The organism is Anabaena sp. FACHB-595 (assembly GCF_048568275.1).
GTDB lineage: Bacteria > Cyanobacteriota > Cyanobacteriia > Cyanobacteriales > Nostocaceae > Trichormus.
This window is the reverse complement of record NZ_CP183476.1, coordinates 78604-103668: the sequence shown is the minus strand read 5'-3', so window position 1 is coordinate 103668 and position 25065 is coordinate 78604. Positions and strand designations below refer to the sequence as shown.

20 protein-coding genes and 2 pseudogenes are annotated in these 25065 nt (G+C 40.2%); 16 read left to right on the top strand and 6 right to left on the bottom strand.

Features of this window, described 5'->3' with window-relative positions; all coding sequences use genetic code 11:
- The 7 genes from phnC (at position 1) to ACN222_RS30155 (ending at position 7127) form a co-directional block, all read left to right on the top strand.
- A complete protein-coding gene (phnC, locus tag ACN222_RS30185) occupies positions 1-789 on the top strand; it encodes a phosphonate ABC transporter ATP-binding protein (RefSeq protein ID WP_010994147.1) in 789 nt (262 codons plus the stop codon).
- Positions 790-825: 36 nt separating this feature from the next.
- A complete protein-coding gene (phnD, locus tag ACN222_RS30180; RefSeq protein ID WP_010994146.1) occupies positions 826-1764 on the top strand; it encodes a phosphate/phosphite/phosphonate ABC transporter substrate-binding protein in 939 nt (312 codons plus the stop codon).
- Positions 1765-1770: 6 nt separating this feature from the next.
- Positions 1771-2580 (top strand): phosphonate ABC transporter, permease protein PhnE, encoded by an 810-nt coding sequence (gene phnE, locus ACN222_RS30175; protein WP_010994145.1) that lies wholly within the window; start codon positions 1771-1773, stop codon positions 2578-2580.
- An 11-nt stretch (positions 2581-2591) separates the two neighbouring features.
- On the top strand, positions 2592-3590 hold the full coding sequence (locus tag ACN222_RS30170) for a phosphonate dehydrogenase (RefSeq protein ID WP_010994144.1): 999 nt from the start codon (positions 2592-2594) through the stop codon (positions 3588-3590).
- A 72-nt stretch (positions 3591-3662) separates the two neighbouring features.
- Positions 3663-4565 (top strand): LysR family transcriptional regulator, encoded by a 903-nt coding sequence (locus ACN222_RS30165; protein WP_010994143.1) that lies wholly within the window; start codon positions 3663-3665, stop codon positions 4563-4565.
- A gap of 138 nt (positions 4566-4703) precedes the next feature.
- Positions 4704-5330, top strand: coding sequence for a class I SAM-dependent methyltransferase (locus ACN222_RS30160; protein WP_044520342.1), 627 nt, complete (start codon positions 4704-4706; stop codon positions 5328-5330).
- Between the two features lie 855 nt (positions 5331-6185).
- Positions 6186-7127 (top strand): Rpn family recombination-promoting nuclease/putative transposase, encoded by a 942-nt coding sequence (locus ACN222_RS30155; RefSeq protein WP_010994140.1) that lies wholly within the window; start codon positions 6186-6188, stop codon positions 7125-7127.
- 147 nt (positions 7128-7274) lie between these two features.
- Here the strand turns inward: ACN222_RS30155 and ACN222_RS30150 are convergent, their stop codons facing one another.
- Positions 7275-7541, bottom strand: a complete 267-nt coding sequence (locus ACN222_RS30150; protein WP_010994139.1) for a hypothetical protein — start codon at positions 7539-7541, stop codon at positions 7275-7277.
- Positions 7542-7646: 105 nt separating this feature from the next.
- On the opposite strand from ACN222_RS30150, the gene ACN222_RS30145 reads away from it, so the two are divergent.
- The 4 genes from ACN222_RS30145 (at position 7647) to ACN222_RS30130 (ending at position 15230) form a co-directional block, all read left to right on the top strand.
- Positions 7647-7919 carry a hypothetical protein gene (locus tag ACN222_RS30145; protein WP_231865449.1) on the top strand — a complete coding sequence of 91 codons (273 nt, stop codon included), beginning with the start codon at positions 7647-7649 and terminating at the stop codon, positions 7917-7919.
- Between the two features lie 27 nt (positions 7920-7946).
- Positions 7947-8984, top strand: a complete 1038-nt coding sequence (locus tag ACN222_RS30140; protein WP_010994137.1) for an AAA family ATPase — start codon at positions 7947-7949, stop codon at positions 8982-8984.
- Positions 8985-9305: 321 nt separating this feature from the next.
- Positions 9306-11660 carry a PhoX family protein gene (locus ACN222_RS30135; protein WP_010994136.1) on the top strand — a complete coding sequence of 785 codons (2355 nt, stop codon included), beginning with the start codon at positions 9306-9308 and terminating at the stop codon, positions 11658-11660.
- A 120-nt stretch (positions 11661-11780) separates the two neighbouring features.
- The gene (locus ACN222_RS30130; RefSeq protein ID WP_190449696.1) at positions 11781-15230 is read left to right on the top strand and encodes a beta strand repeat-containing protein; all 3450 of its coding nucleotides are present in this window, start codon (positions 11781-11783) and stop codon (positions 15228-15230) included.
- Positions 15231-15281: 51 nt separating this feature from the next.
- Here ACN222_RS30130 and ACN222_RS30125 read toward each other — a convergent pair.
- Together ACN222_RS30125 and rsgA are read right to left on the bottom strand one after the other, a co-directional pair.
- A pseudogene (locus ACN222_RS30125) lies at positions 15282-15446 on the bottom strand (6-pyruvoyl tetrahydropterin synthase); the annotation flags it as partial.
- Between the two features lie 328 nt (positions 15447-15774).
- Positions 15775-16836 carry a ribosome small subunit-dependent GTPase A gene (gene rsgA, locus ACN222_RS30120; protein ID WP_010994134.1) on the bottom strand — a complete coding sequence of 354 codons (1062 nt, stop codon included), beginning with the start codon at positions 16834-16836 and terminating at the stop codon, positions 15775-15777.
- A 580-nt stretch (positions 16837-17416) separates the two neighbouring features.
- Here rsgA and ACN222_RS30115 point away from each other — a divergent pair.
- Both ACN222_RS30115 and ACN222_RS30110 read left to right on the top strand, forming a co-directional pair.
- Positions 17417-18061, top strand: a complete 645-nt coding sequence (locus tag ACN222_RS30115; RefSeq protein ID WP_010994133.1) for a type I restriction endonuclease — start codon at positions 17417-17419, stop codon at positions 18059-18061.
- 632 nt (positions 18062-18693) lie between these two features.
- Positions 18694-20739 (top strand): DEAD/DEAH box helicase, encoded by a 2046-nt coding sequence (locus tag ACN222_RS30110; protein WP_010994132.1) that lies wholly within the window; start codon positions 18694-18696, stop codon positions 20737-20739.
- A gap of 48 nt (positions 20740-20787) precedes the next feature.
- Here ACN222_RS30110 and ACN222_RS30105 read toward each other — a convergent pair whose 3' ends face one another.
- Entirely contained in the window at positions 20788-21423 is a 636-nt protein-coding gene (locus ACN222_RS30105) for an NADPH-dependent F420 reductase (RefSeq protein WP_010994131.1), read from the bottom strand.
- A complete protein-coding gene (locus tag ACN222_RS30100; RefSeq protein WP_010994130.1) occupies positions 21423-22145 on the bottom strand; it encodes a type 1 glutamine amidotransferase domain-containing protein in 723 nt (240 codons plus the stop codon). The genes ACN222_RS30105 and ACN222_RS30100 overlap by 1 nt, the downstream gene beginning before the upstream one ends.
- A gap of 82 nt (positions 22146-22227) precedes the next feature.
- On the opposite strand from ACN222_RS30100, the pseudogene ACN222_RS30095 reads away from it, so the two are divergent.
- Positions 22228-22386: pseudogene (locus tag ACN222_RS30095) on the top strand (LysR family transcriptional regulator); the annotation flags it as partial.
- A 133-nt stretch (positions 22387-22519) separates the two neighbouring features.
- On the opposite strand, the gene tnpA reads toward ACN222_RS30095, so the two are convergent.
- Complete coding sequence (tnpA, locus tag ACN222_RS30090) at positions 22520-22942, bottom strand: IS200/IS605 family transposase (protein ID WP_010994128.1); 423 nt, start codon at positions 22940-22942, stop codon at positions 22520-22522.
- A 67-nt stretch (positions 22943-23009) separates the two neighbouring features.
- On the opposite strand from tnpA, the gene ACN222_RS30085 reads away from it, so the two are divergent.
- Both ACN222_RS30085 and ACN222_RS30080 read left to right on the top strand, forming a co-directional pair.
- Positions 23010-23771 carry an RNA-guided endonuclease InsQ/TnpB family protein gene (locus tag ACN222_RS30085; RefSeq protein ID WP_010994127.1) on the top strand — a complete coding sequence of 254 codons (762 nt, stop codon included), beginning with the start codon at positions 23010-23012 and terminating at the stop codon, positions 23769-23771.
- A gap of 82 nt (positions 23772-23853) precedes the next feature.
- Positions 23854-25053, top strand: coding sequence for an ISAzo13 family transposase (locus ACN222_RS30080; RefSeq protein WP_084789056.1), 1200 nt, complete (start codon positions 23854-23856; stop codon positions 25051-25053).
- Positions 25054-25065 lie beyond the last annotated feature (12 nt).

Here is a 25065-nt window from a genome sequence, read left to right as displayed (position 1 = left end):
ATGATGATTCAGCTTGAGTGCTTGAGTGTAACTTATCCTGGCGGAGTCCAAGCCCTCCAGGCGGTTTCTTTAAACTTCAACCCAGGAGAGTTTACAGTCATCTTGGGAGCTTCTGGTTCAGGTAAATCAACATTGCTCCGGTGTTTAAATGGACTAATCCAACCAACAGCAGGGACTATCACAATAGAAGGATACCGTCAGATCAATGACCCCAAGGTATTGCATCAACATCGCCAGCGCACAGGGATGATTTTTCAGCAACACCAGTTAATTGCTAGACAAACTGCACTGCAAAATGTGTTGACTGGTCGTTTAGCCTATCACTCAACCGTGAGGAGCTTTTTCCCATTACCCAAAGCTGACAAATATATAGCCTTGGAGTGTTTAGACAGAGTAGGACTTTTGAGTAAAGCTTTAGCACGAGTAGATAATCTCAGTGGTGGTCAACAACAACGGGTAGGAATTGCGCGTGCATTGGCGCAACAACCAAGATTAATGCTGGCAGATGAACCAGTAGCGAGTCTTGATCCTGCTAGTTCCCACAAAGTAATTTCTTTTCTGCGTCAAATTTGTCAGGAAGATGGGATTGCAGCGATTATGAGCCTGCACCAAGTAGATTTAGCCAAAGCTTATGCAGATAGGATAGTTGGCATATCTCAAGGTCGCATAGTTTTTGATGGTAGTGCCGCAGACATAGAGGAGTGCGAACTGAATCGCATCTATGGCAACGCCGAGAATATTCATTTCGATGATATTCCCAGTAACCAATACCCCATAGCCAGTAACTAAGAATACATACTACTTTGATATCTCAGGAGACTTTTTATGGCGATCGCAATCAAAAAACCCTTACTGACATCTGTGGCTGTAGCTGTGTTGGCACTGGTTGGCTGTCAAGCACCCAATAACACTACTACTAATGGTTCTACTGCTCCTAATGCAAAGAGCGCAGCTGCAATTGATCCTAGTGTCTCTGACCCCAAAACCTTAAAAGTAGCTCTTTTACCTGATGAAAATGCTTCCACGATTATCAGAAATAATCAAGGTCTAGAAAAATATTTGGAAGAAAAAGTGGGCAAAGATGTGGAATTAGTCGTCACTACAGACTATTCTTCGATGATTGAAGCAGCAAGTAACGGACGCTTAGATTTAGCATATTTTGGTCCACTTTCCTATGTTTTGGCTAAGACTAAAAGTAATATTGAACCCTTTGCGGCATTAAGGAAAGATGGTGAAACCACATATAAATCTGTAATTATTGCTAATACTAATAGCGGTGTCAATTCCATTGAGCAAGCAGCAGGAAAAACAGTAGCATTTGGTGATCAAGCTTCTACTTCCAGTCATTTAATCCCCAAATCCATGCTTGCCGAAAAGGGTTTGCAAGCCAAAACAAATTATCAAGAAGTTTTTGCTGGATCTCATGATGCGGTTGCTTTAGCAGTTCAGAACAACAATGCTCAGGTTGGTGGATTGAGTCAACCTATTTTTGCATCTCTAATTGAGCGCAAAATAATTGATAGTAACAAAGTCAAAGTTTTAGCAGAGTCGAAACCATTTCCTCAATATCCTTGGACAATGCGCTCTGATTTAAACCCTGAACTAAAAGCAAAAATTCGTGCGGCGTTTATTGAAATGAATGATAAAGCAATCCTCAAGCCTTTTAAAGCTGATGGATTTAATGCCATTGAAGATAAAAATTATGACGTAGTGCGTGATTTAGGGAAAATTTTGAATCTCGATTTTGAGAAGTTGAATAAATAAAATGTCATGACAACAAATACCTATCACAAATTTGAAATCTTATTAAAACAACAACGACAGCAGAGATATCATCGCTTAATGCAAGTAGCTGTTGTTGTGGTAATTGTGCTGATATCCTTCTTTTTGGTTGGTCTTTTAGATTGGGAAAGGTTGGCTAAAGGTGTCCCCAGTGGGGTGAATTTAATTCGCCAGATGCTACCACCTGATTTTAGTACAGCCAGCAACTGGATTAAGCCACTATTTGACACTCTGGCCATGAGTATCGCCGCCACAGCGATCGCGGTTTCCTTTTCTCTACCATTATCACTATTGGCGGCGGGTAATACTACACCCCATTGGCTAGCATTTCAGGTAGCACGTCTGATTCTCAATGGTTTACGATCTGTACCAGAACTGATTATGGGGATTATTCTGGTGGCGGCGGTGGGGTTTGGTGCGTTACCGGGAGCGTTAGCTGTAGGGTTACATTCGGTGGGGATGGTGGGTAAATTCTTTGCTGAGTACATTGAACACGTCCACCCTGCACCGATAGAAGCTGCACAGGCTGCGGGTGCAAACAAGACTCAGGTGATTTATCACAGTGTTTTGCCGCAAGTTTTACCACAAATGCTAGATGTAACCTTATATCGTTGGGAATATAACTTTCGTGCTTCTACTATCATGGGGGCAGTGGGAGCAGGCGGTATAGGTTTTGAATTGATTGGTGCGTTACGCATCATTAACTATCAGGAAGTTTCAGCAATCCTGCTGGTAATTTTGGTAATGGTGACACTGGTGGACAGTTTCAGTGGCTATTTACGCAGACGGTTAGCTTGAGGATATACCCAATGAAACCAAAGGTTGTGATTACTAATTGGGTACATCCCGAAGTGATTGAACTGCTCAAACCTAGTTGTGAGGTGATTGCTAATCCCAGTAAAGAGGCTTTATCCCGTGAGGAAATTCTGCAACGGGCAAAAGACGCAGAGGCTCTTATGGTATTTATGCCAGACACCATTGATGAGGCTTTTCTGCGGGAATGTCCCAAATTGAAAATAATTGCGGCTGCTCTCAAAGGCTACGATAATTTTGATGTTGCAGCCTGTACCCATCGCGGTATCTGGTTTACTATTGTGCCTTCTTTATTGTCTGCACCTACGGCCGAAATTACCATTGGGTTATTAATTGGGTTAGGAAGACAGATGTTAGAAGGCGATCGCTTCATTCGCACAGGTAAATTTACTGGGTGGCGGCCTCAATTTTACAGTTTAGGGCTAGCAAATCGCACCTTGGGAATTGTTGGTATGGGTGCATTAGGCAAGGCGATCGCAGGGCGGCTGGCGGGTTTTGAGATGCAGTTACTCTATAGCGATCCGGTGGCGTTACCTCCAGAACAAGAGGCAACTGGGAATATATCACGAGTCCCTTTTGAGACTTTAATTGAGTCAAGTGATTTTGTGGTGTTGGTAGTACCTCTGCAACCAGCAACATTGCATTTAATCAACGCCAACACCTTAGCCAAAATGAAACCAGGCAGCTTTTTAATTAACCCCTGTCGTGGTTCAGTCGTAGATGAACAGGCTGTATGTAAAGCTTTAGAATCAGGACACTTAGCAGGCTACGCTGCTGATGTATTTGAAATGGAAGACTGGTATCGTAGCGATCGCCCTCACAATATACCCCAGCCATTATTAGAAAATACCAAGCAAACCTTCTTCACTCCACATATTGGATCTGCCGTTGACGAACTACGGCACAACATTGCCCTAGAAGCCGCCCAAAATATTCTGCAAGCCCTGCAAGGACAAAAGCCACAGGGAGCAGTTAATTATCTTAGGGAATCTTGACTGGTGATTAGGGACTAAGATTATTCTCCCCCTGCTCCCCTACCCCCTGCTCCCTGCCTCCTGCCTCCACCTATGAATTTCGAGTACGTAGAAAGTTTTTTAGCCGTTGTCCACACAGGAAGTTTTCGCCAAGCCGCCAAACAACTGGGAATTTCTCAACCTGCTGTCTCACAACACATTAAAAAGTTAGAAGCATCTCTGAACACTCAGCTGATTATCCGCGATCGCAAGGGTAATCAATTGACTCCTGCGGCACAAAAATTACTTCCCTATGCCGAAAGTCTAGTTTTGGTGACACAAAGAGCAATTTCCGCCCTAAAATCCACAAAATTGATCATTGGGGCAAGTTCTAATATTGGTATATATCTCTTACCACCATATTTGAAATATCACTTGGAACAGTATGCTAACTCCTATGCGGTTGATTTAGTAATTGATACTAATCCGGCGATCGCTGACAAGCTAGAAACTGGATTAGTAGACATCGCCCTGATGGAGTGGTGGGATCATCGTCCTGGTTTTATAGCTCAACTATGGCAAAATGAAGAGCTTGTTCTCATAGTGCCACCGAATCATCCTTGGCGGAACTTGACGAAAGTACCCAAAGCCTATCTAGAAAATATCGAAATGTTAGGCGGAGAAAAAGGAACAGGTACTCGACGCTTGCTGCAACGATTCTTTGGTGAGCAAGTTCACAAGATGCGAATTTCTATGGAATTAGGTAGCACAGAAGCTGTCAAACGAGCCGTACAAGCAGGGTTAGGAGTTTCAATTGTGCTGTCAAAATCAGTTACACAAGAAGTACAATCAGGGTTACTACGCGCCATTTCTATAGATGTAGATAGCAAAACCCTACGCAAAGAATTATTTGTCATATGGCGCAGCAGTTTATCTTTAGATAGTCCAGTCCACCAATTTATTCAAATATTATTACATGAATCAACTTTAAATTTAGATAACATTGTTTCATGTTGAACTAGGTATTAAAAATATATATCCAAGGATTACTGTCTCAAATATCAACCCTCAACCTCCAATTCTTGTTAATGTAGAGCGGCTTGATAAGACAGATATAACTCTATTGATATCCACCATCCAGTAAAAAATATAGCTATGAGTGAGGCTGTAATTCGTAAACAGTATAACCAGATTGCAGATTTATATGACCAGCGTTGGAATACTTACATTACCAAGACACTATCTGTTCTAAAAAATTGGGCAGAGATTGCGCCAGAAGCAACAGTGCTTGATGTTGGCTGTGGAACAGGGGGATTAGAACTGTTATTATTAACAGAAAACCCACAACAAGTAATTATTGGAGTAGATATTTCTGAAAAAATGCTCCTTGTAGCTCAACAGAAATGTCATGCTTATTCTCAAGTTTCATTTCATAATGTAAGTGTATCAAACTTACCTTTTGAGAATAATAGTTTTGATGTAATTGTATCTGCCAGCGTGTTTCATTATTTTGATGATCCTCATGCTGCATTGATGGAAATAAAACGTGTTCTAAAGCCACAAGGAAAACTATTTATTTTAGATTGGTGCAAGGATTATTTATCCTGTAATATATGTGATTTTATATTGAAGCTTGTTGACCCTGCTTACAAGCAGTGTTACACCCAAAAAGAGTTTCATAATTTACTAACATCTACACAGTTTGATATTGAGCGTGCAGCTAAATTTCGTTTTAATGTTGTATGGGGAATGATGATTGTCCAAGCAATACCACAAACTTAAAATAACATTTAAATTATTTTTTCAGGTTTGTAATTGTAAGTATTTCGGCGTTAATATCATTATTAAATGAATTTATGGGGTAATTGTTTAGCTGAATGTAATGGAGTAATACAATTGGATTAAGCGTGAAGGGGAATTCAACTATTGACCGATTCTGTAAATTGCTTAGTAAAACACTCGTATTTTCCACAGAATTGCTGTATCTTATTTATTCTGTGCAATTTTTCAGCACTCAACTACATCAGGGCGACAGTTTCTTTTTTCTCCATCCCTTTGATACTTTTATAGATATGAAACTCATCAAAAAACCTGAAAAGCTTACCCTGAGACAGATGAAGGAAATCGAAGAGGCTGAAGATCAACTTCTTCAATCTAAAAGTGTTAACTTATTTTTTGTTACGGGCGCGATCGCTGTTTAAATTACTCTACAAAGCTGAAATTATTCAAAGCTAACACTAAGCCTTAGAAACAAAGCCACACACCAAAAAGTAAATTGTGATTTTGAGAATGTCTCTTTACGTAACCTTATATCCCAATTTGGGACACAAAGCCTAGCTTTAAAACCTGTTTGCCCCAAAGTTGATCTAGTTGTCCTAAAAAAGTTTCAATAGCTTCAACTAGGTGATCAATCCTTACTAGGCGTTGCGGATATTCTCCAATACTTTAACTGCTATGTAAAAATCCATAACATTGAGTAAATTTTGTCATTCCTAGTAAAATGTGAGCCTCCCACGGGCGCGATCGCACGCTCCCGCAAAATATGAAACAAGCACATTTTACCGATATTTCTCAAAGCTTTACTGTGTAAGGGTTTTAAAATGTGCAAGTTAAGAGCTAGTAGAGGTAAGACAACCTGTGAGTGAAGTACGAGCCGATTACGATGGTGCTTGGAAAGAAGGCGTAGAACAATATTTTGAGGCGTTTCTTGCATTCTTCTTTCCAGAGATTCAAGCAGAAATTGATTGGGAACGAGGCTATGAATTTTTAGAGCAAGAACTCCAGCAGTTGATAAAAGAATCTGAAGTTGGTAAGCAATTTGTCGATAAGCTAATCAAAGTTTGGCTAAAAGATGGAAAGGAAACTTGGTTGCTGATTCACCTGGAAATTCAAAGTCAAGTAGATCCTAACTTCACTAAACGGATGTTTTCGTATCACTACAGAATTTTTGACCGTTATAACCAGGAAGTGGTTAGCTTGGCAATTCTGGGGGATAATCAAGCTAATTGGCGACCGCAAGAATATAGTTATGGACGTTGGGGATGTCGTTTGAGTCTTCAGTTTCCCATTGTCAAGCTACTAGACTATGAATCTCGTTGGTCAGAATTAGAACAAAGTGATAGTCCTTTTGCTGTACTGGTGATGGCGCACCTGCGAACACAAGCGACAACTCAAGATTTAACTGGTCGTTTGCAATGGAAGTTGAGCCTAATTAAACGAATGTATGAGGTAGGCTATAGTAGAGATAAAATCCAGCAAATCTTCCGGTTGCTAGATAGATTAATGACTCTACCACCGGAATTAGACTTAAATTTTCAAGCCGAATTGGAGCGTTTTGAGGCTGAACAAGAGATGACATACATGACAAGCATAGAACGCATAGGCAGAGCGCAGACTCTACAGGAGTCGATCACTGAAGTTCTAGAAACTCGATTTAATAACGTTCCACCTGAATTGATTGAGCAACTAAAGAAAATTTATGAGCTTGACAGACTCAAGCAGTTGCTGAAACAATCTATTACCATAAGCTCAATTTCTGAGTTTGGGCAACAATTAAGTCAAGAAAATACAAACACATAATTTTCAAGTGGTGCTGGAAGTAGTTTCCATAGTAATCAAGCCCAGCAAAAGGTAAAAATAATTGTGATAATGACTGTTTACCTGTTTGCCCCAATGTTGGTTTAGCTGCCCCAAAAAATGCTCGAAAGGCTTCAATTGGGTCATTAGTCATGAGCGAGGCGGAATGCCAAATTTGTGTTGTAGAGTCGCCAAGGCTTGCTCGGCAGGAATCCTTTCACCCTGCTCAAACTCATCTAATCCTTTACGAATACCTACGATAGTTTCTAAGTAATCAATGCGTTCTAAAAGTTCTCTGTATGTAGCTAGGGGCTGTTCTGGGGTTGCTTTGAGTGATTTTAAAAACCCAAGTAGATCCTCTAGCAATTCGTTGGGGGTATTTTCAATTTCTTGTAATAGCAATTCTTTAATCGTCATTACAGTTAAGATATAAGACTGATTTTTCTAGTATGGCGAGGGCAACCCTTAAATTTCTCCATCATGACTTTGCCATCGGAGTTAGACTTAAATTTTTAAGCCGAATTGGATCGTTTTGAGGCTGAACAGCAAATGACATACATAACAAGCATAGAACGCATAGGTATAGCAAAAGCTACCCAGAAAAATATTTCTCAAATCCTAACAATTCGATTTAAAGATGTTCCTACTGAATTAGTAGAAAAATTAAATAAATTATATGATATTGAGTTGTTGAATCAATTGTTAGAAAAAGCCGTAACTATAGGTTCAATATCTGAGTTTGGGCAACAACTAAGTCAGGAAGATAAAAAAATAGATAATGAAACTAGCAAATAAAAAGCTTTTCTAGTCGGAAACTGTTCTATGACGGAAACGAAAGACAAACAACTGTCGAGAATAGTTTTAAAAGGCTTCAAGTCAATCGCCAAGTGTGACCTAGAAATCTCTAGAGTGAACATTTTGATTGGCGCGAATGGGGCGGGGAAGTCCAACTTTATCGGTTTCTTCCGCATGGTTGGGCAGTTGGTGGAGGAGAATCTGCAAGTGTTTGTTAGTCGCCAAGGCAGTCCTGATGCGTTATTACACTTTGGACGGAAAACAACAGAACATTTAGAGTTTCAGTTATACTTCGGCAATAATGGATACTTCGCTACCCTTGAACCAACCCAGGACAATCGCTTGATGTTCGCTAGGGAATCTTTTTGGTGGAACATGAGTGGTGAGCATGAAATAGGTAGGGGTCATTTCGAGACAAAGGTTTTAACCAGCACAAGAACGGGAATTGACGAATACGTTTTGTCTGCCATGCAGCAGTGGCGGGTTTATCATTTTCATGACACGAGTGAGAGTGCCTACATCAAACAGCCTCACGGGATCAATGACAATGCTTACTTGCGTCCTGATGCCCGCAACCTTGCATCTTTCTTGTATCTGTTGCGTAACAGTTACCCGGCTTCTTATCAAAGAATCGTCAAAACTATTCGGCTTGTTGCTCCGTTCTTTGGGGACTTTTACTTGCGTCCTGCACCCCAAAACAAGGAAGTGATTGAGTTGGAATGGTTCGAGCGGGGGCAGGATATTCCATTTAAGGCATACTTGCTTTCGGATGGTACGCTGCGTTTTATGTGTCTAGCAACGGTTTTTCTGCAACCTGAAGACCTCCAGCCGGAAACAATTCTTGTTGATGAGCCAGAATTAGGTCTTCATCCCTATGCTATTACGGTACTGGCTTCGTTGATGCGTACTGCCTCGAAACAGGTAATTGTTTCTACTCAGTCTATCGAACTGCTCAACCAATTTGAGGCCAAAGATGTGATTGTCGTAGACCGCTCGGAGGGAAGTTCTTATCTGCGTAGGCTCAATCAAGGCGATCGCATTCACTTTACAGGTTATTCTTTATGATTCCTACAGATCCAGTAAGGGAAAAATAGGGGCTGTCTGTTATTTTAACTAATTTTAACTGTAGTGACAGTTTTAAAAAACACAATTAAGATATAGGCGGTTACATCATGATCTGTATCAGCTAGATGAGACTAGCTAAATATATATACATAGCTATTGAGTCTTTGACTAGATATGTAAGGCAATTGACTCGTAACTTTATGTAGTCATTGGGTTGATTTAAAAAATTTAGCAGCATATTTGAGCATATTAGACCTAACGAGTCATCGCTAGGAATTTTACTATGCCAATTTGCTTCATACTGAAGGAAATTAAAATTTCATGTCTACACTTAATCGAAGACAAATTTTAGTCTTTTTTGCTGGTAGTGTTGGTGCTGCTGTCTTGGGAGACAAAATTCTAGATGGTTTTTCCAGTCAGGCAATAGCACAAACTACATTAACTTTTACACCTGTGCGTTTACCCCATCCTCTACCAGTTTATCAACAGATAAATAGTTTTTTACCCACAGGAATAGGACAAGGGCAAGTACTTGGGGCATCAAGTGATGTTAAATTAACTAGTTATAACGTCATTGATGATGTAGTTGTACCACCAGAATATGAACGTTATGTAATTGTTGGCTGGGGGGATAAAGTATTTCCTAACCCTGATGAATATGTCGGCTATAACTGTGATTATACAGGCTTTGTTCCCGTCGTTAGAAGTGCCGATGAAGGTTACTTGTGGGTAAATCACGAATATGTAAGTTTCCCGATTTCCGGTTTAGCGCCCGAAACCCCCTCTGACGTGCAAGCACTAACCACCACATTTACACCAGTAATTGGTCGTTCTTTACCATCTTCTAGAAACTTAGAACTAGATGGGGAATTTTTATACAACTTAGGTGGTTCAATTACCCGTATTTCTCGCCGTAACATAGCCAGACGTTTTGTAGTTGTTGCTGATGCCAAAAATCGTCGTATTCATGGGCTGTCTGGGTTAGGCATCAACAGTCAAAGAAGTGATGGATATCAGAGTATCACGGCTTGGGGTGGACGAAGTTATCAACAAGGCGACCAAAACTATTTAGAAGGTACTGGCCCAGCCGCTACACAAGTATTTAACCTCAGTTCTGATGGACTGGGTAACAAAATCATTGGTACTGCTTATAACTGCTCTGGTGGTACAACCCCTTGGGGAACTATCTTATCGGCGGAAGAAAACTTTCAAGGCGGTGGCCCATTTTTTATGGGTGTAACAGAAGCCGTTAAACCAGATGGGACACAAGTCGGTTATACAGCAGGAACCACAGGCACAACCTTCGGTTTAGTTGGCGAAAAATACGGCTGGATGGTAGAAATTGACCCCGTAAATCCTAATTTTCGTCCTAAAAAGCATACTTGGTTAGGTCGTTATCGTCATGAAAACATTGCCATGCGGGTAGAAGCAGGTAAAAAATTAGTTGCTTACCTGGGTGATGATAGACGCGGTGGACACACCTGGAAATTTGTCAGCAATGGTAATGTTGGCACAATCAGCAGTAAAACCAATAGCGCTTTATTTGAAAACGGTACTCTCTACGTTGCCAAATACAACCCAGATGGCACAGGGGAATGGATACCTCTACTATTAACTACTCCTACTAATCCTATTCCTCCCACCACCCTTTCCTCCGTGGAATTTGCCGCTTTAGGTTCAGCCCAAAGAAACGGTCTTTTACCCTTACCTAGACGTAACGGTATCGCTGGGCAAACTACTGATGGTGGTACATTTAGCTGTACACGTACCAACGAAGCTACTGCACTTCCAGGTTATCAGAACAAGACATTACAGAATTTTTACACCTCCCAAGGTGCTATTCTCTGTGATGCCTTTCTCGCAGCTAATCTAGTTGGGGGAACTCCCACCGCCCGTCCTGAAGACATCGAAGTTCACCCCACAACTAAAGAAGTATTCATTGCCTATACTGATGGCGCACCTGGTAGTGATGGTTATCCCGATTCCCGTATTTTCCAAGTTGCCAAATTAAGCGGTAATGTCAACGCTACCCAACAATCAGGCGGATTATACAAAATTATTGAAGGTAGTGCCGATGGTACAGGTACAACCTTTACATGGCAAAAATTCGCTCAAGGTGGGGAAGCTGGTTCAATTGGTGGTGCGGGTTTTGCTAACGTTGATAACTTGGCTTTTGACAACCAAGGTAACGTTTGGGGTGTAACTGATATGTCCACCAGCACCCACAACGGTTTTAATGTTGGTGCGTCTGGTAATCAAAACACCATTAATCATAGTGCTGCGGGTAATGTTTCCAACTTTACGGGTGTGTTTGGTAATAACTGGCTATTTTACATTCCTACTAGTGGGGCTGATGCTGGAAAAGTCATACCTTTTGGCTATGGGCCAGTTCGTTGTGAAATCACAGGCCCAACTTTTTTGGGTGATACTCTGATTGTTTCTGTGCAGCACCCAGGGGAAGATTGCCCGATTAACGATGGTACGATACTCAGTCGCAGCATTGAAATGTTGGATTTGAACGGCACTACATTTAATCAGACTCGCACTGTACCGCGTGGTAGTAGCTGGCCTAGTAATATGCCCACAGCCGACGGTGGACTAGGACAATCTACAGGTGTTCCTCGTCCTTGCGTAATTGGGATTCGCCGTAAAAATTCTACCAGTAGGTTTGTTTAATTTTTGGGTTTTGAGAGACGTTGCACTGCAACGTCTCTAGGTTAGTTTTTTATTTTTTTTAATCACCATAAAAAGTCTAACTTCCGACTTTTGGCTTCATTGATTTACCAGGGTTTACTAATGAATAATCTGCAATATTTAGGCTACATAGCTTTCTTAGGGGTGTTGGTTTCTGCTTCTACAGTATCTGCTCAAACACCCGCATCAACGACAGCACAAGTGTTTACACCCCGTGTGGGAGTACGCTACACCACTGAAGGTGCAGGATATGAATCTTTTAGTAGTTTTGAGGGATTTTTGCCTGTTTTGCAAATACCAGGAAATAGTCTAACTTTTCTACAGGGCAAACTTTTATTAGACAATGACTCAAATTTAGCTACCAATATCTTATTAGGACATCGAATTTTTAGTGAAGAAGCTAATCGTGTCATTGGTGGTTATATCTCTTACTCTACTCGTGATACTGGAAAGAGTAATTTTGATCAATTAGGATTGGGTTTTGAAACTTTAGGTGTTTGGGATTTTCGTTTTAACGCCTATCTTCCTTTGAATGGTTCAGAAAACCAAGTTGAACAGGCGAATCTGCCATTTTTTCAGGGTGATTCCTTAATGGTACAGCGATCGCGCTTTTTAGAAGTGGCTATGTCCGGTGTCGATGCGGAAGTTGGAACACGACTAGCTAGTCTGGGTAGTGGAGACTTGCGGGGTTATGCAGGCGTGTACTACTACTCTGGCGGAGAATCACGGGAGGCGTTTGGCTGGAAAACTAGAATAGAAGCTCGTCCTAATGATTTTTTGGGTTTCAGTCTGTCTCTGCAAAATGATGACTTATTTGACACGAGACTAGTTTTTAGTATCGGTGCTAATTTCCCTGGTAGCGGTGCAAGAAGAGGTAAGCCATCTAAAAATAGTGCTTTAACACGAATGGCGCAATCAGTAGACAATCAAGCTACCATCCTAGTTGCTGTGGAAAATAGAACGGATGTTTTTGCAGCAATGGTTGAACCAGAGGAGGAAGGTTCTACGAATAGTATTGATACTCCTACAAATAATACTGATAATAGTGAGCAATTAATCATTATTCACGTAGCTCCTGGTGGTACTGGTAACGGTACGTTTGAATCACCTTATGGCTCAATTGCTCAAGCTTTGGCGGTAGCTAAAGCAGACAATGTAATTTATGTCCGTTCTGATGAAAATACTGTCTTTCCACCATTTACAATTCCCAATGATGTACGCGTATTCTCTAGTAGCCCTGTACAAGTAGTTAACGTCAAGGGTTTAGGTATCGTCACTTTACCTTTATCCGGTAGCGGGATACATCCAACAATTACTGGAACTGTTAATAGTGGAAACGGACTGATTACTTTGGGTAATAATTCCGTGATTTCTGGATTTAATCTGCAAGTTGCTGGTAATGAGGGCGCAAGAGGTATACAGGGTATTAATATTAGCAATGTCATCATTGACAATAATAAGATTAGTAATCCTTTTGGAGAAGGTATTTATCTAGAAAATATTGCTGGAACAACCATCATTCACAGCAATACTATTAACAATGTTGTTGGTAATGCAATCAATCTATCTCAAGTCAGCACTACTGAAATTACTAATAATTTGATCAACAATATCACTGGTACAGGCATCTTGCTCACAAATGTCAGTGATACAAGCAGTATTACTAATAATACCATCAGTAATACAACTGGAGACGGCATACAGCTATCTCAAGTAATTTCACCTACAATTACTAACAATAGTATTACTAATTCAGGTAATCGAGGTATTTTCATAGAAAACTCTACTGGCACGATAAATATTAGTGATAACACCTTAACTGATAATAACCAAGAAGCTATAAAATTAACCGAAGTTACAGGCACAACTACTATTAATCAAAACACTATTAATGGTAGCAATAATAGTACAGGCATTGATATCGCTAATACTACAGGTGATATAAATCTGACAATTGCCAATAATAATTTGTCGGAAAACTTCAATGATATTCGAGTAGATTTATCTACTACCACTGGTACGTTACAAATTAACAACAATATCATTAGCAATCATGGCACAGCTATAGATTTGCAGTTAGTAGAAAATACCAACCTCACCAACGCCACTATTAACAATAACCAAATTACAGGTACAGCTACATCAACTACATCTCAAGGTATCCATCTCCAGGCTTATGATAATGCTGCTATTGGTGATTTTGAAGTTTCCGATAATACTATCAGCAATATGACAAATGGGGATGGAACGAACTTCCAACTCAATGGGAGCAGTACAGCTACATTCAATATTGCAGGTAACACAATTAGCAATATTCAAGATACTGATCCTGGAGACTTCAACTTTACTGAAGGCATCAATGTAGAAGTATTTGATAATGCCAAAGCTGAGATTACAGTTGCCAATAACAACATTTCCCAAGTTCCTGTGGGTAATGGTATTTATATGCAGTTTGCTGGTGGTGATAATGCTGGGAGTATTGATATTACAGATAATACTATTTCTCAAATCACTACAGAAGGAAATGGTATTGATTTACAATTCTTTGATAACTTTGACTCCAACACTAATATCAATACAACTGTAAATATTGCCAGAAATAATATCTCTGATATTCAAGGAACTGGCATTAATGCTTTCAACGAAACTCCAGATAATACAATCATTGTAACTGTTGATCAGAACACCATTAGTAATTCTTCTGGAGATGGCATCAATTTAAACGGTGTCAATAATGCCCAAGTTATTAATAACAACATTACAAATGCAGGTGAGCAAGGTATTCAAGTAGAAAATGCTAATGGGACTATCAATGTTGATAGCAATACCATTACTGATGCTCAACAAGAAAGCATTAGCTTATCGGAAGTGACGGGTACAGTCAGCGTTAGCCAGAATATCGCTAATGGCAATAACAATCATAATGGAATTGCGATCGCTAACACTTCAAGCACAACAAATTTAACTGTCAATAGCAATCAACTGACGGAGAACTTTAATGATATTCGTGTAAGTTTATCTGATACAATCGGCACATTGCAAATTAATGACAACACCATCAGTAATAATGGTACTGCTATGGATGTACAGTTAGGAGCAAATACTAACTTAACCAGTGTTAGCCTCAACAATAATCAAATTACAGGGGTAGATGCTGATATCACATCATCAGGTATTAACCTCCAAGCTTTTGATAATGTGGTGGCTGGTAATGTGACTGCTGCTGGAAATACTATCAATACTATCACCAATGGCGATGGTATGAATTTCCAACTCAATGGCACTAGTACAGCTACTTTCCAAATCGCTACTAACATAATTAGCAATATCAGGGATACTGATGCTGGAGATGCCAATTTCACTGACGGTATTAACTTTGAAATTTTTGATGCTGCTGGTTCAACAGTAGAACTATCCAACAATGTAATTGATCAAATTCAGGGATATGGTATTAGTATTACCATTTTTAGCTCTGGTAGTGTTAATGTAACCATCAGTAATGATAATCAGATAACTAATACCCAAGACGGTGAAGTCTTTATTGCTCCCTAATCCCTAATTTTTCAAACCAGAGAGACGCAAAATTTTGCGTCTCTACAAGTTTTAAATTCTTGCTAATACTGGTTGATTTTGAACTGCACTAACAGCATTTGATTCTGTATCTGTGCAGTAAATTTCACAAGAGTTATTTGGACTTTCGATGAGTTTGACTTTGTGGAGCTTCGCGCCTAAATTTTGAATAGGTGATCGCAGTAAATTACTAATATAGCGGTTCTCAGTTGGGTGCAATATAGTAACAGCAGTGGGTAAACCAGCCAATAATGTCTTATTTTGTCTTCTCAGGCGTGATCGCTGCTGTTATGACTCAAAGCATAAGATGAGCAATTGACTTACCTTATGCTTTCAAACAAGTTGGGGTGAAAGTAGAGAGCCTGATATGAGCCGCCACGTAATCTCTGAAAGTATTGCTGTGAAAGGAGGATATCACTCTAACAATACAGAGATTCAAAAAAATTGCCTGTAGGCAGTTGTCAAATGAGAGTGGTTAGAACCTCGACTTCTTGAAGAAGTCAGGGTTATTAAAGCTGATCAGATGTTAATACTGGTGATGATTTCGCATGGCTTTATGAATTTTCTTCCAGCGTTCTTTCTGGGCTAATTGCGCCCTTTGTTCTTGTTTGCGGACAAGATAGTTAAGTTCTTTTTGCAATTTTTGGTAGCCCAGAAATCTGGAATAATCAAGTTCACCCTCAAGTAATGCTTGTTGCACTGCACAACCGGGTTCGTTGTGGTGCTGGCAATTGCGAAAGCGACATTCTGGGGCTAAGGTTTCGATGTCAGCAAAAGTTTCTTGCAAACTTTCATCACCTGCCCAAATTTGAATTTCTCGCATTCCTGGGGTATCAACAATTAAACCGCCTGTTGGCAGTAATATCAATTCTCGATTTGTAGTGGTGTGTCTACCTCGGTCATCACCTTGGCGCACTGGTTGCACAGCTTGCACTGATGCACCTTTGAGTTGGTTAGTGATTGTAGATTTACCCACACCAGAAGACCCTAACAAAGCAACTGTTTGTCCTGGTTGGAGGTATGCTTTCAAAGTATCTATTCCTTGATTGTTGGTAGCACTTAATACTAGAATTGGTACACCAATGGCAACAGCTTCCACTTCAGATATACACTCATCTAAAGAGTTGCACAGGTCAGCTTTATTTAAAACGATGACTGGATTTGCCCCACTTTCCCAAGCCAAAATTAGATAGCGTTCTATTCTTCTAGGGTTAAAGTCGCCATCAAGTCCACAAACCAAGAACACGGTGTCAACATTAGCTGCAACAATTTGTTCTTCGGTTTTACTACCAACTGTTTTCCGTGAAAACTTACTTTTTCTGGGCAAAATTCCGTGAATGGTAGCACATCCTTCTGACTCTCGCGTCTGAATGATTACCCAGTCTCCAACTGCGGGAAAGTCTTGTGGTTGAGTAGCTTGATGTCGCAGTTTCCCTGTAACTTTTGCTGCTAGTTCGCCTTGTTTGCTATAGACGATGTAAGTATTTCTGTATTCAATAGCAACTCTACCAACGCTAAATCCTTGTTGGCGATAGGGTACGAAACTGTGAGTAAAAAAGTCACTCCAGCCTAATAAATCCAAATTCATTGATATTTCCTCGATGTGTGCTGCTTGCTATGCACAAGGCGCACAGAGGCGGACACTTTTTATAGCAGAAGGCAGTTAGTGTCTGTTAATTCGAGTATCATTCCTGTAAATGGAGGACTGAATGCAAATCTGTGCGCCTTGTGTTGGTTTGTTTGAAGAGAACCCGGACAGCTAGAAAGACACTCATCTTTTTTCCCCGCTCTTATACTACAAAAATAATCTACATTACTACATTATCTCATTTCGGAAAAATTACCCTTAAAAGCTTTCTTGCACTCGCATATTACCTGATGAGTCTGGCGGTTGGGTATTCATTAAGGGTTTAGCGTACTGTCCAGATTAGGCGACTCTTTATGGACAGTTAACAACTCAGTGAAGAACTGGGAGTCTAAAGCAGGTGGTGTCAGGGACGGGCAATAGATGCCAGCAAAGCGATGGTCTACGATCAACCGGAGTTCATCGCCCAGAAATTTAGCCGAATGTAATAAAGTAATACAATTAGATTAAACATGAAGAGAAATCCAGTCGATTCAGTTAAACAAAGCGTCAGCCAGAAGCGAACACTAGCAGCGAAGAAAAAATGACACAGGTAACAGCAATCACAGAAGCGATTACCAGTTTGAGTGAAGCTCTAACCCGCTTTGGTTTAGTCCGCATTGAGTCAGAGGATTTTTTCCCAGAGTGGAAGAGTGAACTACCCGAAATTACGGAAGCAGAAAAAGCGTCCCTGGATGTACTGCGACGCAGATATCTATACCACCGTGGTGAAGGTGATTTATTAGAAGGAACAGTCATGTTGCTAGTGGTGTCGCCGTTACTAGCACTGTCTGGATTTTACGATCCACCATTCAGGATTAAAGCAGAATCATCTGTGGATTTAGTACTGGATGATGGCGAGGAAGTGCTGCGTGGTCGGATTGATGTTTTGATACTACAAAATCAGTTGTGGGTGATGGTATTAGAGTCTAAAAAAACCACACTTTCGATTTGGTCGGCTGTACCGCAAGCCCTAGCTTATCTAATGGCTAACCCTCAACCAGATAAACCTGTGTTTGGGATGGTAACGAATGGGGACGATGTTCTATTTATCAAAGTAAAGCGAGAAGCAGGCACACCACAATATGACTTGTCACGGGTGTTTGCTTTGTTTACATCTGTCAAAGAACTCTACAATATTTTGCAGATTCTCAAGCGTATTGGTCAAGTAATATCTGACGCATCATAATCTGTTATCAGTATCAACTACAGAAACAGATTGACAACAACATCAATTGTTATGAACAAAGCATTGATTTTTACCTAGTTTTAGTAGTTGACTTGGGTGTAACTGTTAGTCGGCAATCAGGATATTGATAAAAATAAACCCCACTCAGAGGTAGGGCTTGATACTAGGCCAGCTAAGGAGGTACTTATTAGTATAATTGTACTATAAAGTAATTATCCAGTCAAGAATGGTACTAAGCGCGTGACCAAAGAAGGGAGGGGTTCGGGAAGTTGCTCTTGAGTCTGGTGGAATGGGAATGTTCTGCTATTAGTTTTCTGTCCCCTCTCCAACAGCTACCCCACTCAAGAAAGTTATTTTCAATAGATATTTGTTATTTCTAAAGTTAGATTAATTAATGAGCAAAATTATATCAAAAAACCGTTGACAAATTTTCATCATTGGATGCGGTTAGTATTGTCTATTTATAGTATTTGTCTGTGCCTAATAGAACCTCTCAAAATACCTGGAACTTTTCCAAGGGAGGCTGACGAATAATAAATATTTTATCAATTATTATTATTATATTTTGTCCAAATAATTTTATAATCTAGCAAGCCTGGTGTAAGTAAAAAATCCAACTAATTTCTGAAGCTATGACCAAAGTAGCCTGCATCTACGAACTAAGAAATTATCAGCATCAATGGATAAAGGATATTTGGAACTCTTGGAAACGAGGAAATAGAAGGGTACTGGCTCAGTTACCCACAGGAGCAGGTAAGACCATCTGCTTTGCTCATATCTGTCAGAAATTTTTTCAAAAACAGCAAAAGGTATTAGTTATCGCCCACCGCATTGAATTAATTACTCAAGCCGCCGAAAAGTTAGAACAGATTGTAGGGGAACCAGTAGGCATAATTAAAGGAGGATGTGCGGCGCATCCAGAGCGGAGGATTCAAGTAGCTAGTATTCAAACATTAGCCAGAAGAGATATATTAGAACTACCATTAAACATCGGACTATTACTGTTTGATGAAGCACATCACAGCAGCGCATCATCATATAGAAGGCTAATAGAACATTATCAAGAAGCCCAGATATTGGGTGTAACTGCCACGCCCCAAAGAATCGACGGTCAAGGATTTCAAGAATTATTTGATGATTTAGTAGTAGGCATATCCACATCAACATTAATTAAAGAGGGATATTTAAGTAAATTTAGATTATTTACCACCAACCAAACTATTTCTACTATTGGGGTAAAAAAGTCTCGCGGGGATTTTAGAGCCAAGGAACTAGCAGTTGCTGTCACCAGTCAAATCGGGGTAGATGAAATATTTCAAAATTACTTAAAATATGCAAAAAACTTGCGGACAGTTATATTCGCCTGTAGTTTAGAACATAGTAGAGCGTTGGCGGCAAAATTTCGCCGTAATGGAATTAAAGCCGAACATTTAGATGGGGAAACTCCGCCAGAATTAAGAGTTCAAATTTTAGAACGATTCCGTGGTGGGGAAACCCAAGTAATTACTAATTACGAAATATTAACAGAAGGATATGATTGTCCCAACATCGAGTGTATTTACTGTGTGCGTCCAACAGAAAGCTCCACCTTATGGCTTCAGATGACAGGAAGGGTGTTGAGAACACACACACTCAAACCAACGGCGGTGATCATAGACGTAACAGACAACTGGAAAAAGCACGGACTCCCAGACGAGCAGCGTCAATGGAGCTTAGAAGCCAAAACTCTTACCGCCTCAAGTTCCTTGGGTTTAATTCAATGCCCACATTGCACCCATGCTTTTAAACCTCTGTCTCATGAACTAGCGATTGTGGATGGAGAAATCGGTGAAGACGGTTTACTGATTGAACACCACGAAGCCATTTGCCCGAATTGCGGTCAAGCAGTTGAGTTTACGACTAAAGAAACTACAGAACCTATCCTGGAGAAAACTTACAGAATTCGCATCAGACATAGCCTGAATATTGACCTCACAGAAATTGACTTATCTGTGTCAGGAACTAGACTAGAAATGGTCTACGATATGTTGTACGAACAGAGATTGAAAAATGCTCAACCTGCCAAAATCTACAAAGCTATATTCATGACTTTTATCGAAAGAATGTCAGAGTTTACTTTAGGAGATTGGCGAGCAATAGTAAAAATGATTGAACCCACTGAATTAGCAATTACTAAAAAAGCTTGGGAGCTATATCAAGAAGCACTAGATAGACATAAAAATAGACTGCTAGCTTTGTCTTTTATTGAACAACGAAAATTAAAGAATCAAGATAATCCACAAGGGATAAAAAGCACAACAGATAAGCCGCAAACCCTGGGATCTACTAGCAAAGAATCAGTGCCAAAACAACAACCGCAATCACCGTTAATTAAAGAAAATTTAGGGAATGTTTATTTCCAAAGAAAATATGCCCAAGAATGGCAAAAATCCTTAGCTAAATGTTCGGTGACAACAGCCGAATTTTTGAGTCAGAATGCGGGATTATTTCATGTAGAGACAACACCGAAATTCGTGAACATTTCTTTGGAGATTGAAAATGTTCCTGACCTGAAATTAAAGCTGAAAGAAGTTTATAATTCCACAGAAATTCAGTCAGCTTTTAGTCAGGGTTTTGGTAAACAGGCCAAAGTGATGCTGAGATTAGCTCCCAGTCAAACCCAAAGCCAGTCGGCTTGAGGAGGTATTCATGCGGGAACGATTGTCAAAACATTTCAAAATTCAAAATTACCTCTGAAGCATCGCCCACACAAAATTAGCTCCCCGACCTTGAACTCTGGCCATTTTAATCCACAGCAGAGTCATGTGTTCTAGATGCAAACTCATAGAAAGATTGCCCACATCAACAGCTTCCCAACCCAGTTGTTGGCAGAGAGTAGAGACAACTTGCTTTGCGGGGACATCATTCCCAGCAATTAACATAGCAGGTTTGAGGTTGCCATAACCAGGATAGGTATTATGTTCAAAGTTTTCAAAGCCATAAATCGTAAATGCTTTGACTACTTTGGCATGAGGTACAAAACTTTGAACAAGTTCACTACCGGATTGTTCACTTTTGAGTCCGTGAGTCAGATTTACCCCTACAGGATTAGTGCAATCAACCAGAATTTTGCCTGATAAATCCCCAACTTCTGCTAAAGCTGCTTGATTAGCAGTAAACGGGGTAGCTAGAAAAATCACCTCAGCTTGAGCGATCGCCTCTTGGGGAGAAGAAACTTGTAGTTCTGGATATTTAGCTAAAGCCGTTTTGACACTATCTGAATTAGAGTTGCGTGCAGCAATAGTTACAGTGTGGTCTAACGACAGTAATTGACTAGCTAATGCAGAACCGACTTGTCCAATACCGATAAATGCAATCTTCATTATGAGACTCCTGTAATCCCCAACGCATCTAAGACGAGTTTGGCGGTTTCTGTCCCAGAGTTCTGTTGTTGTCCCGTGATCAGATGTCCATCTCTGACAGCATGAGGTGCAAAAGCTTCTTTAGTGACGAAGTTAGCACCTAACTTTTTGGCTTCGTCTTCAATGCGAAATGGCATGACTTTTTGACCAACGACATGATCCGCATAATCTTCTTCGCTATTAGCAAACCCCGTCATTGTTTTGCCTTGAATCAGAGGTGAGCCATTGTTTAACTTAGCTTCTAATAGTAAACAGGTACCGTGACATAAAGCTGCACTGGGTTTGTGATCTGCGTAAAATTTGAGAAACAGATCCACCAAAACGGTGTTTTGACGAAAAGTAAACATAGGGGATTGCCCACCGCACACCACAATTGCATCAAAATCATCCGGGTTGAGGCTGGCGATCGCAGGTGTATTTTCCAGTAATTGCATGAATTTGGGTTGCTGAATATACTCCAGTGACAGTGTGTCATCTTGGGAATAACCAGAAGCATCACGAGGATCGCTGAAATTATCAAATTCCACTTTGCCCCCTTGGGGACTAGCAATAAATACTTGCAAGCCAGCTTTTGTAAATACATCGTAAGGATGTATCAGTTCTGATGCCCAAAACCCGACAGGCACACCCAAAGTAGTTGAAATGGAAGGGTTGGCCACAATCATGAGAATCTGCTTGCTCATGGAAATCGTTGTCCTAATTACGACCACAGTGATAATTTCATCCTGGATCAGGGATGATATATTTGTCCAATGGATAATTTGTATGAGTAATATTCACCACATCAATTTAGCCGGGATAGATTTAAATTTGCTGGTAGTTTTTGATGCACTGATGACTGAGCAGAACGTCACTCGCGCCGCTCTCAGATTGGGGTTAAGCCAACCAGCAACAAGTAATGCTCTAGCTCGGTTACGTAATTTAACAAGAACCGCGTAATTCCCCTTCCTCAGCTTTTAGCAGGGAGGGGATGTAAGCGGGTCAAAAGCGAAACGTCCCATTGGTAATTTTTACCGCAGGTAAAACAACCAATGGGACAGTTGAGCTTTTGACAACATTATCTTTCGGGTTTGTCCTGAGAACGGATATATTCTTTGACTATTTCTAGCGGTGCGCCACCCACTGAATTGACAGAGTAGGCATCAGTCCAAAAACTAGGGTCTTTCTCTTTCCAATAATATTGTTTTAGATAATCTTGAAACTCTTTTCTAATAATGCGACTTGATGCTGATTTGAGTGAACCAATTAGCTGTGAAATATTGTTGTCAGGATGCACGTCTATCAACAAATGCACATGGTTGTCTTCGCCACTAAACTCAGTAAGCAAGCATTTACGTTTCTCGCAAACACGGTTGAATACTTCTTGTAACTTAACAAGTATTTCCTGTGTAATAACTTCTTTACGATATTTGGCAATAAGTACAACGTGTAAGTGAATGCTAAAAACAGCATGGGACGCTTTTCTAAACTGAGTTTTCATGTTGACAACTGAATTTCACCAATGGTACTATACCATGAGTCTTGATTACTACAGGGGGTGATATTTAGTGGCATTGCGTAGAGCAACTTTTAGGTTATATCCAACCAAGAAAGTGAATGATTTATTGCACTATCACCGGAGACTTCATAAAGAACTCTACAATGCCGCAGTGTCTAATAGAATTACGTCTTACAAGAAATTTGGTAAGTCAGTTTCGTACTTTGATCAACAAAATTGCCTACCAGATTTTAAGGAAGTTTGGACTGAATATAAACAAATAAATTCCCAATCATTGCAATCAACATTAAAACGTGTTGATTTAGCATTCCAACGTTTCTTCAAAGGTCTAGGTGGTTATCCTAAATTCAAATCAATTCGCCGCTATTCTGGTTGGAGCTACCCATCTTTTACAGGATGGAAATGTCATAGTACAGGCGATAACGGCTATCTAGAACTAGCTAAGATTGGTTCTATACAAATGCGGGGTAAGTCTAGGTTGTGGGGTCATCCCAAAGCACTAGACATAGTTCACCGCAATGGTAAATGGTACGCATCTATAGTTTTGGATGTAGATGATGAGATGCTGAGAAGTAGCCGTAAAACAGATAGTGGTGTGGTTGCAATTGATTTGGGTTGCAATGATGCAATTGCTTGGACTAACGGAGAAGAAAACGGGTTAATTTCTGCCCCTAGATTTTTTAGGAATGCAGAGAAGAAAATCAAACAATTAAGTAAAGCCAAACGTCGTAAGCGTTCACCTAATTACAAGAAAAGACAGAAAGCTTCTAGGAGATGGAAGAAAGTTCAATCGCGGATTAGTAAGTTATAGAGAACTGCACAGAATGATTGATCCTATGATCAGAGAAAGATAATTTCAGTGTGCAGCCTACCTCATGTCTCCAAAATCTATCATTCAACTCACAGAGAACCTAAAATCTCTTTACATCAAAACAGCGAAAAAACTCAAGGGAAGCGACCGACGACAATTCATGGCAGAAGTGGTCAAAGGTTTGGGAATTGGTGGACAGACTTTAGTAGAACGCGAGTTGGGATGGAATAGGCGTACTATCCGTAAAGGGATGCAGGAGTTGGAGAGTGGCAAGCCTTTTATTGATGGTTTTGAGCGTAGTGGACGTAAGCGGGTGGAAACAAAATTACCAAACTTGTTGGAGGATATTAAATCGTTAGTAGACCCACAAACTCAAACTGACCCCAGTTTTAAGAGTACACGCTTATATACACGCATGACGGCAAGTGTTGTACGTCGTCAACTAATTGAACAATTTGGTTACAGTGACAAAGAACTACCTTCATCAGAGACAATTCGACGACGATTGAATGATTTGGGTTATACCTTAAAACGAGTTCTGAAAACCAAGCCTATCAAGAAGATTCCAGAAACAGAAGCCATTTTTGAACAAGTCGAGCAAATTAATACTGAAGCTGATAATGACCCTCATACTCTCCGGATCTCCATTGATGCGAAGGTGGCAGTCAAGATTGGAGAGTTTGACCGAGGTGGTAAAACTCGAATCCCAACTACCTCATTAGACCACGACTTTCCGACCGAGATGACTCTGATTCCCTACGGCATTTTTATACCTGAGTACAACGAGTTATTTTTATTTTTCGTTTCTTCCAAATTAACTGCTGATTGTATTGTTGACTTGCTTGAAAGCTGGTGGCAAAATGTCAAACACCGATTTGCTCATATTCAAAAACTGGTAATTAATCAAGATAATGGACCGGAAAATCATTCTCGTCGCACTCAGTTTATGAAGCGGGTTGTAGATTTTAGCACATCATCTCAACTGACGTTACAACTTGCTTATTATCCGCCGTATCATAGCAAATACAACCCAATAGAACGTTGCTTTGGTTGGTTAGAACAGCATTGGAATGGTAGTTTACTTGACACCGTTGAGACCGTACTGAATTTCGCCCAAACTCTCACATTTAAGGGTAAAAATCCGGTTGTCACACTGGTAGAAAAAGTTTACTCCACAGGAGTTAAACTTACAACTTCAGCTATGGAAGAAATTGAAACCCAGATTAACCGCCTCCCCAATCTCAAAAAATGGTTTGTGGAAATTTTTGCTAAACCAGCATAGCTATTGGATCAT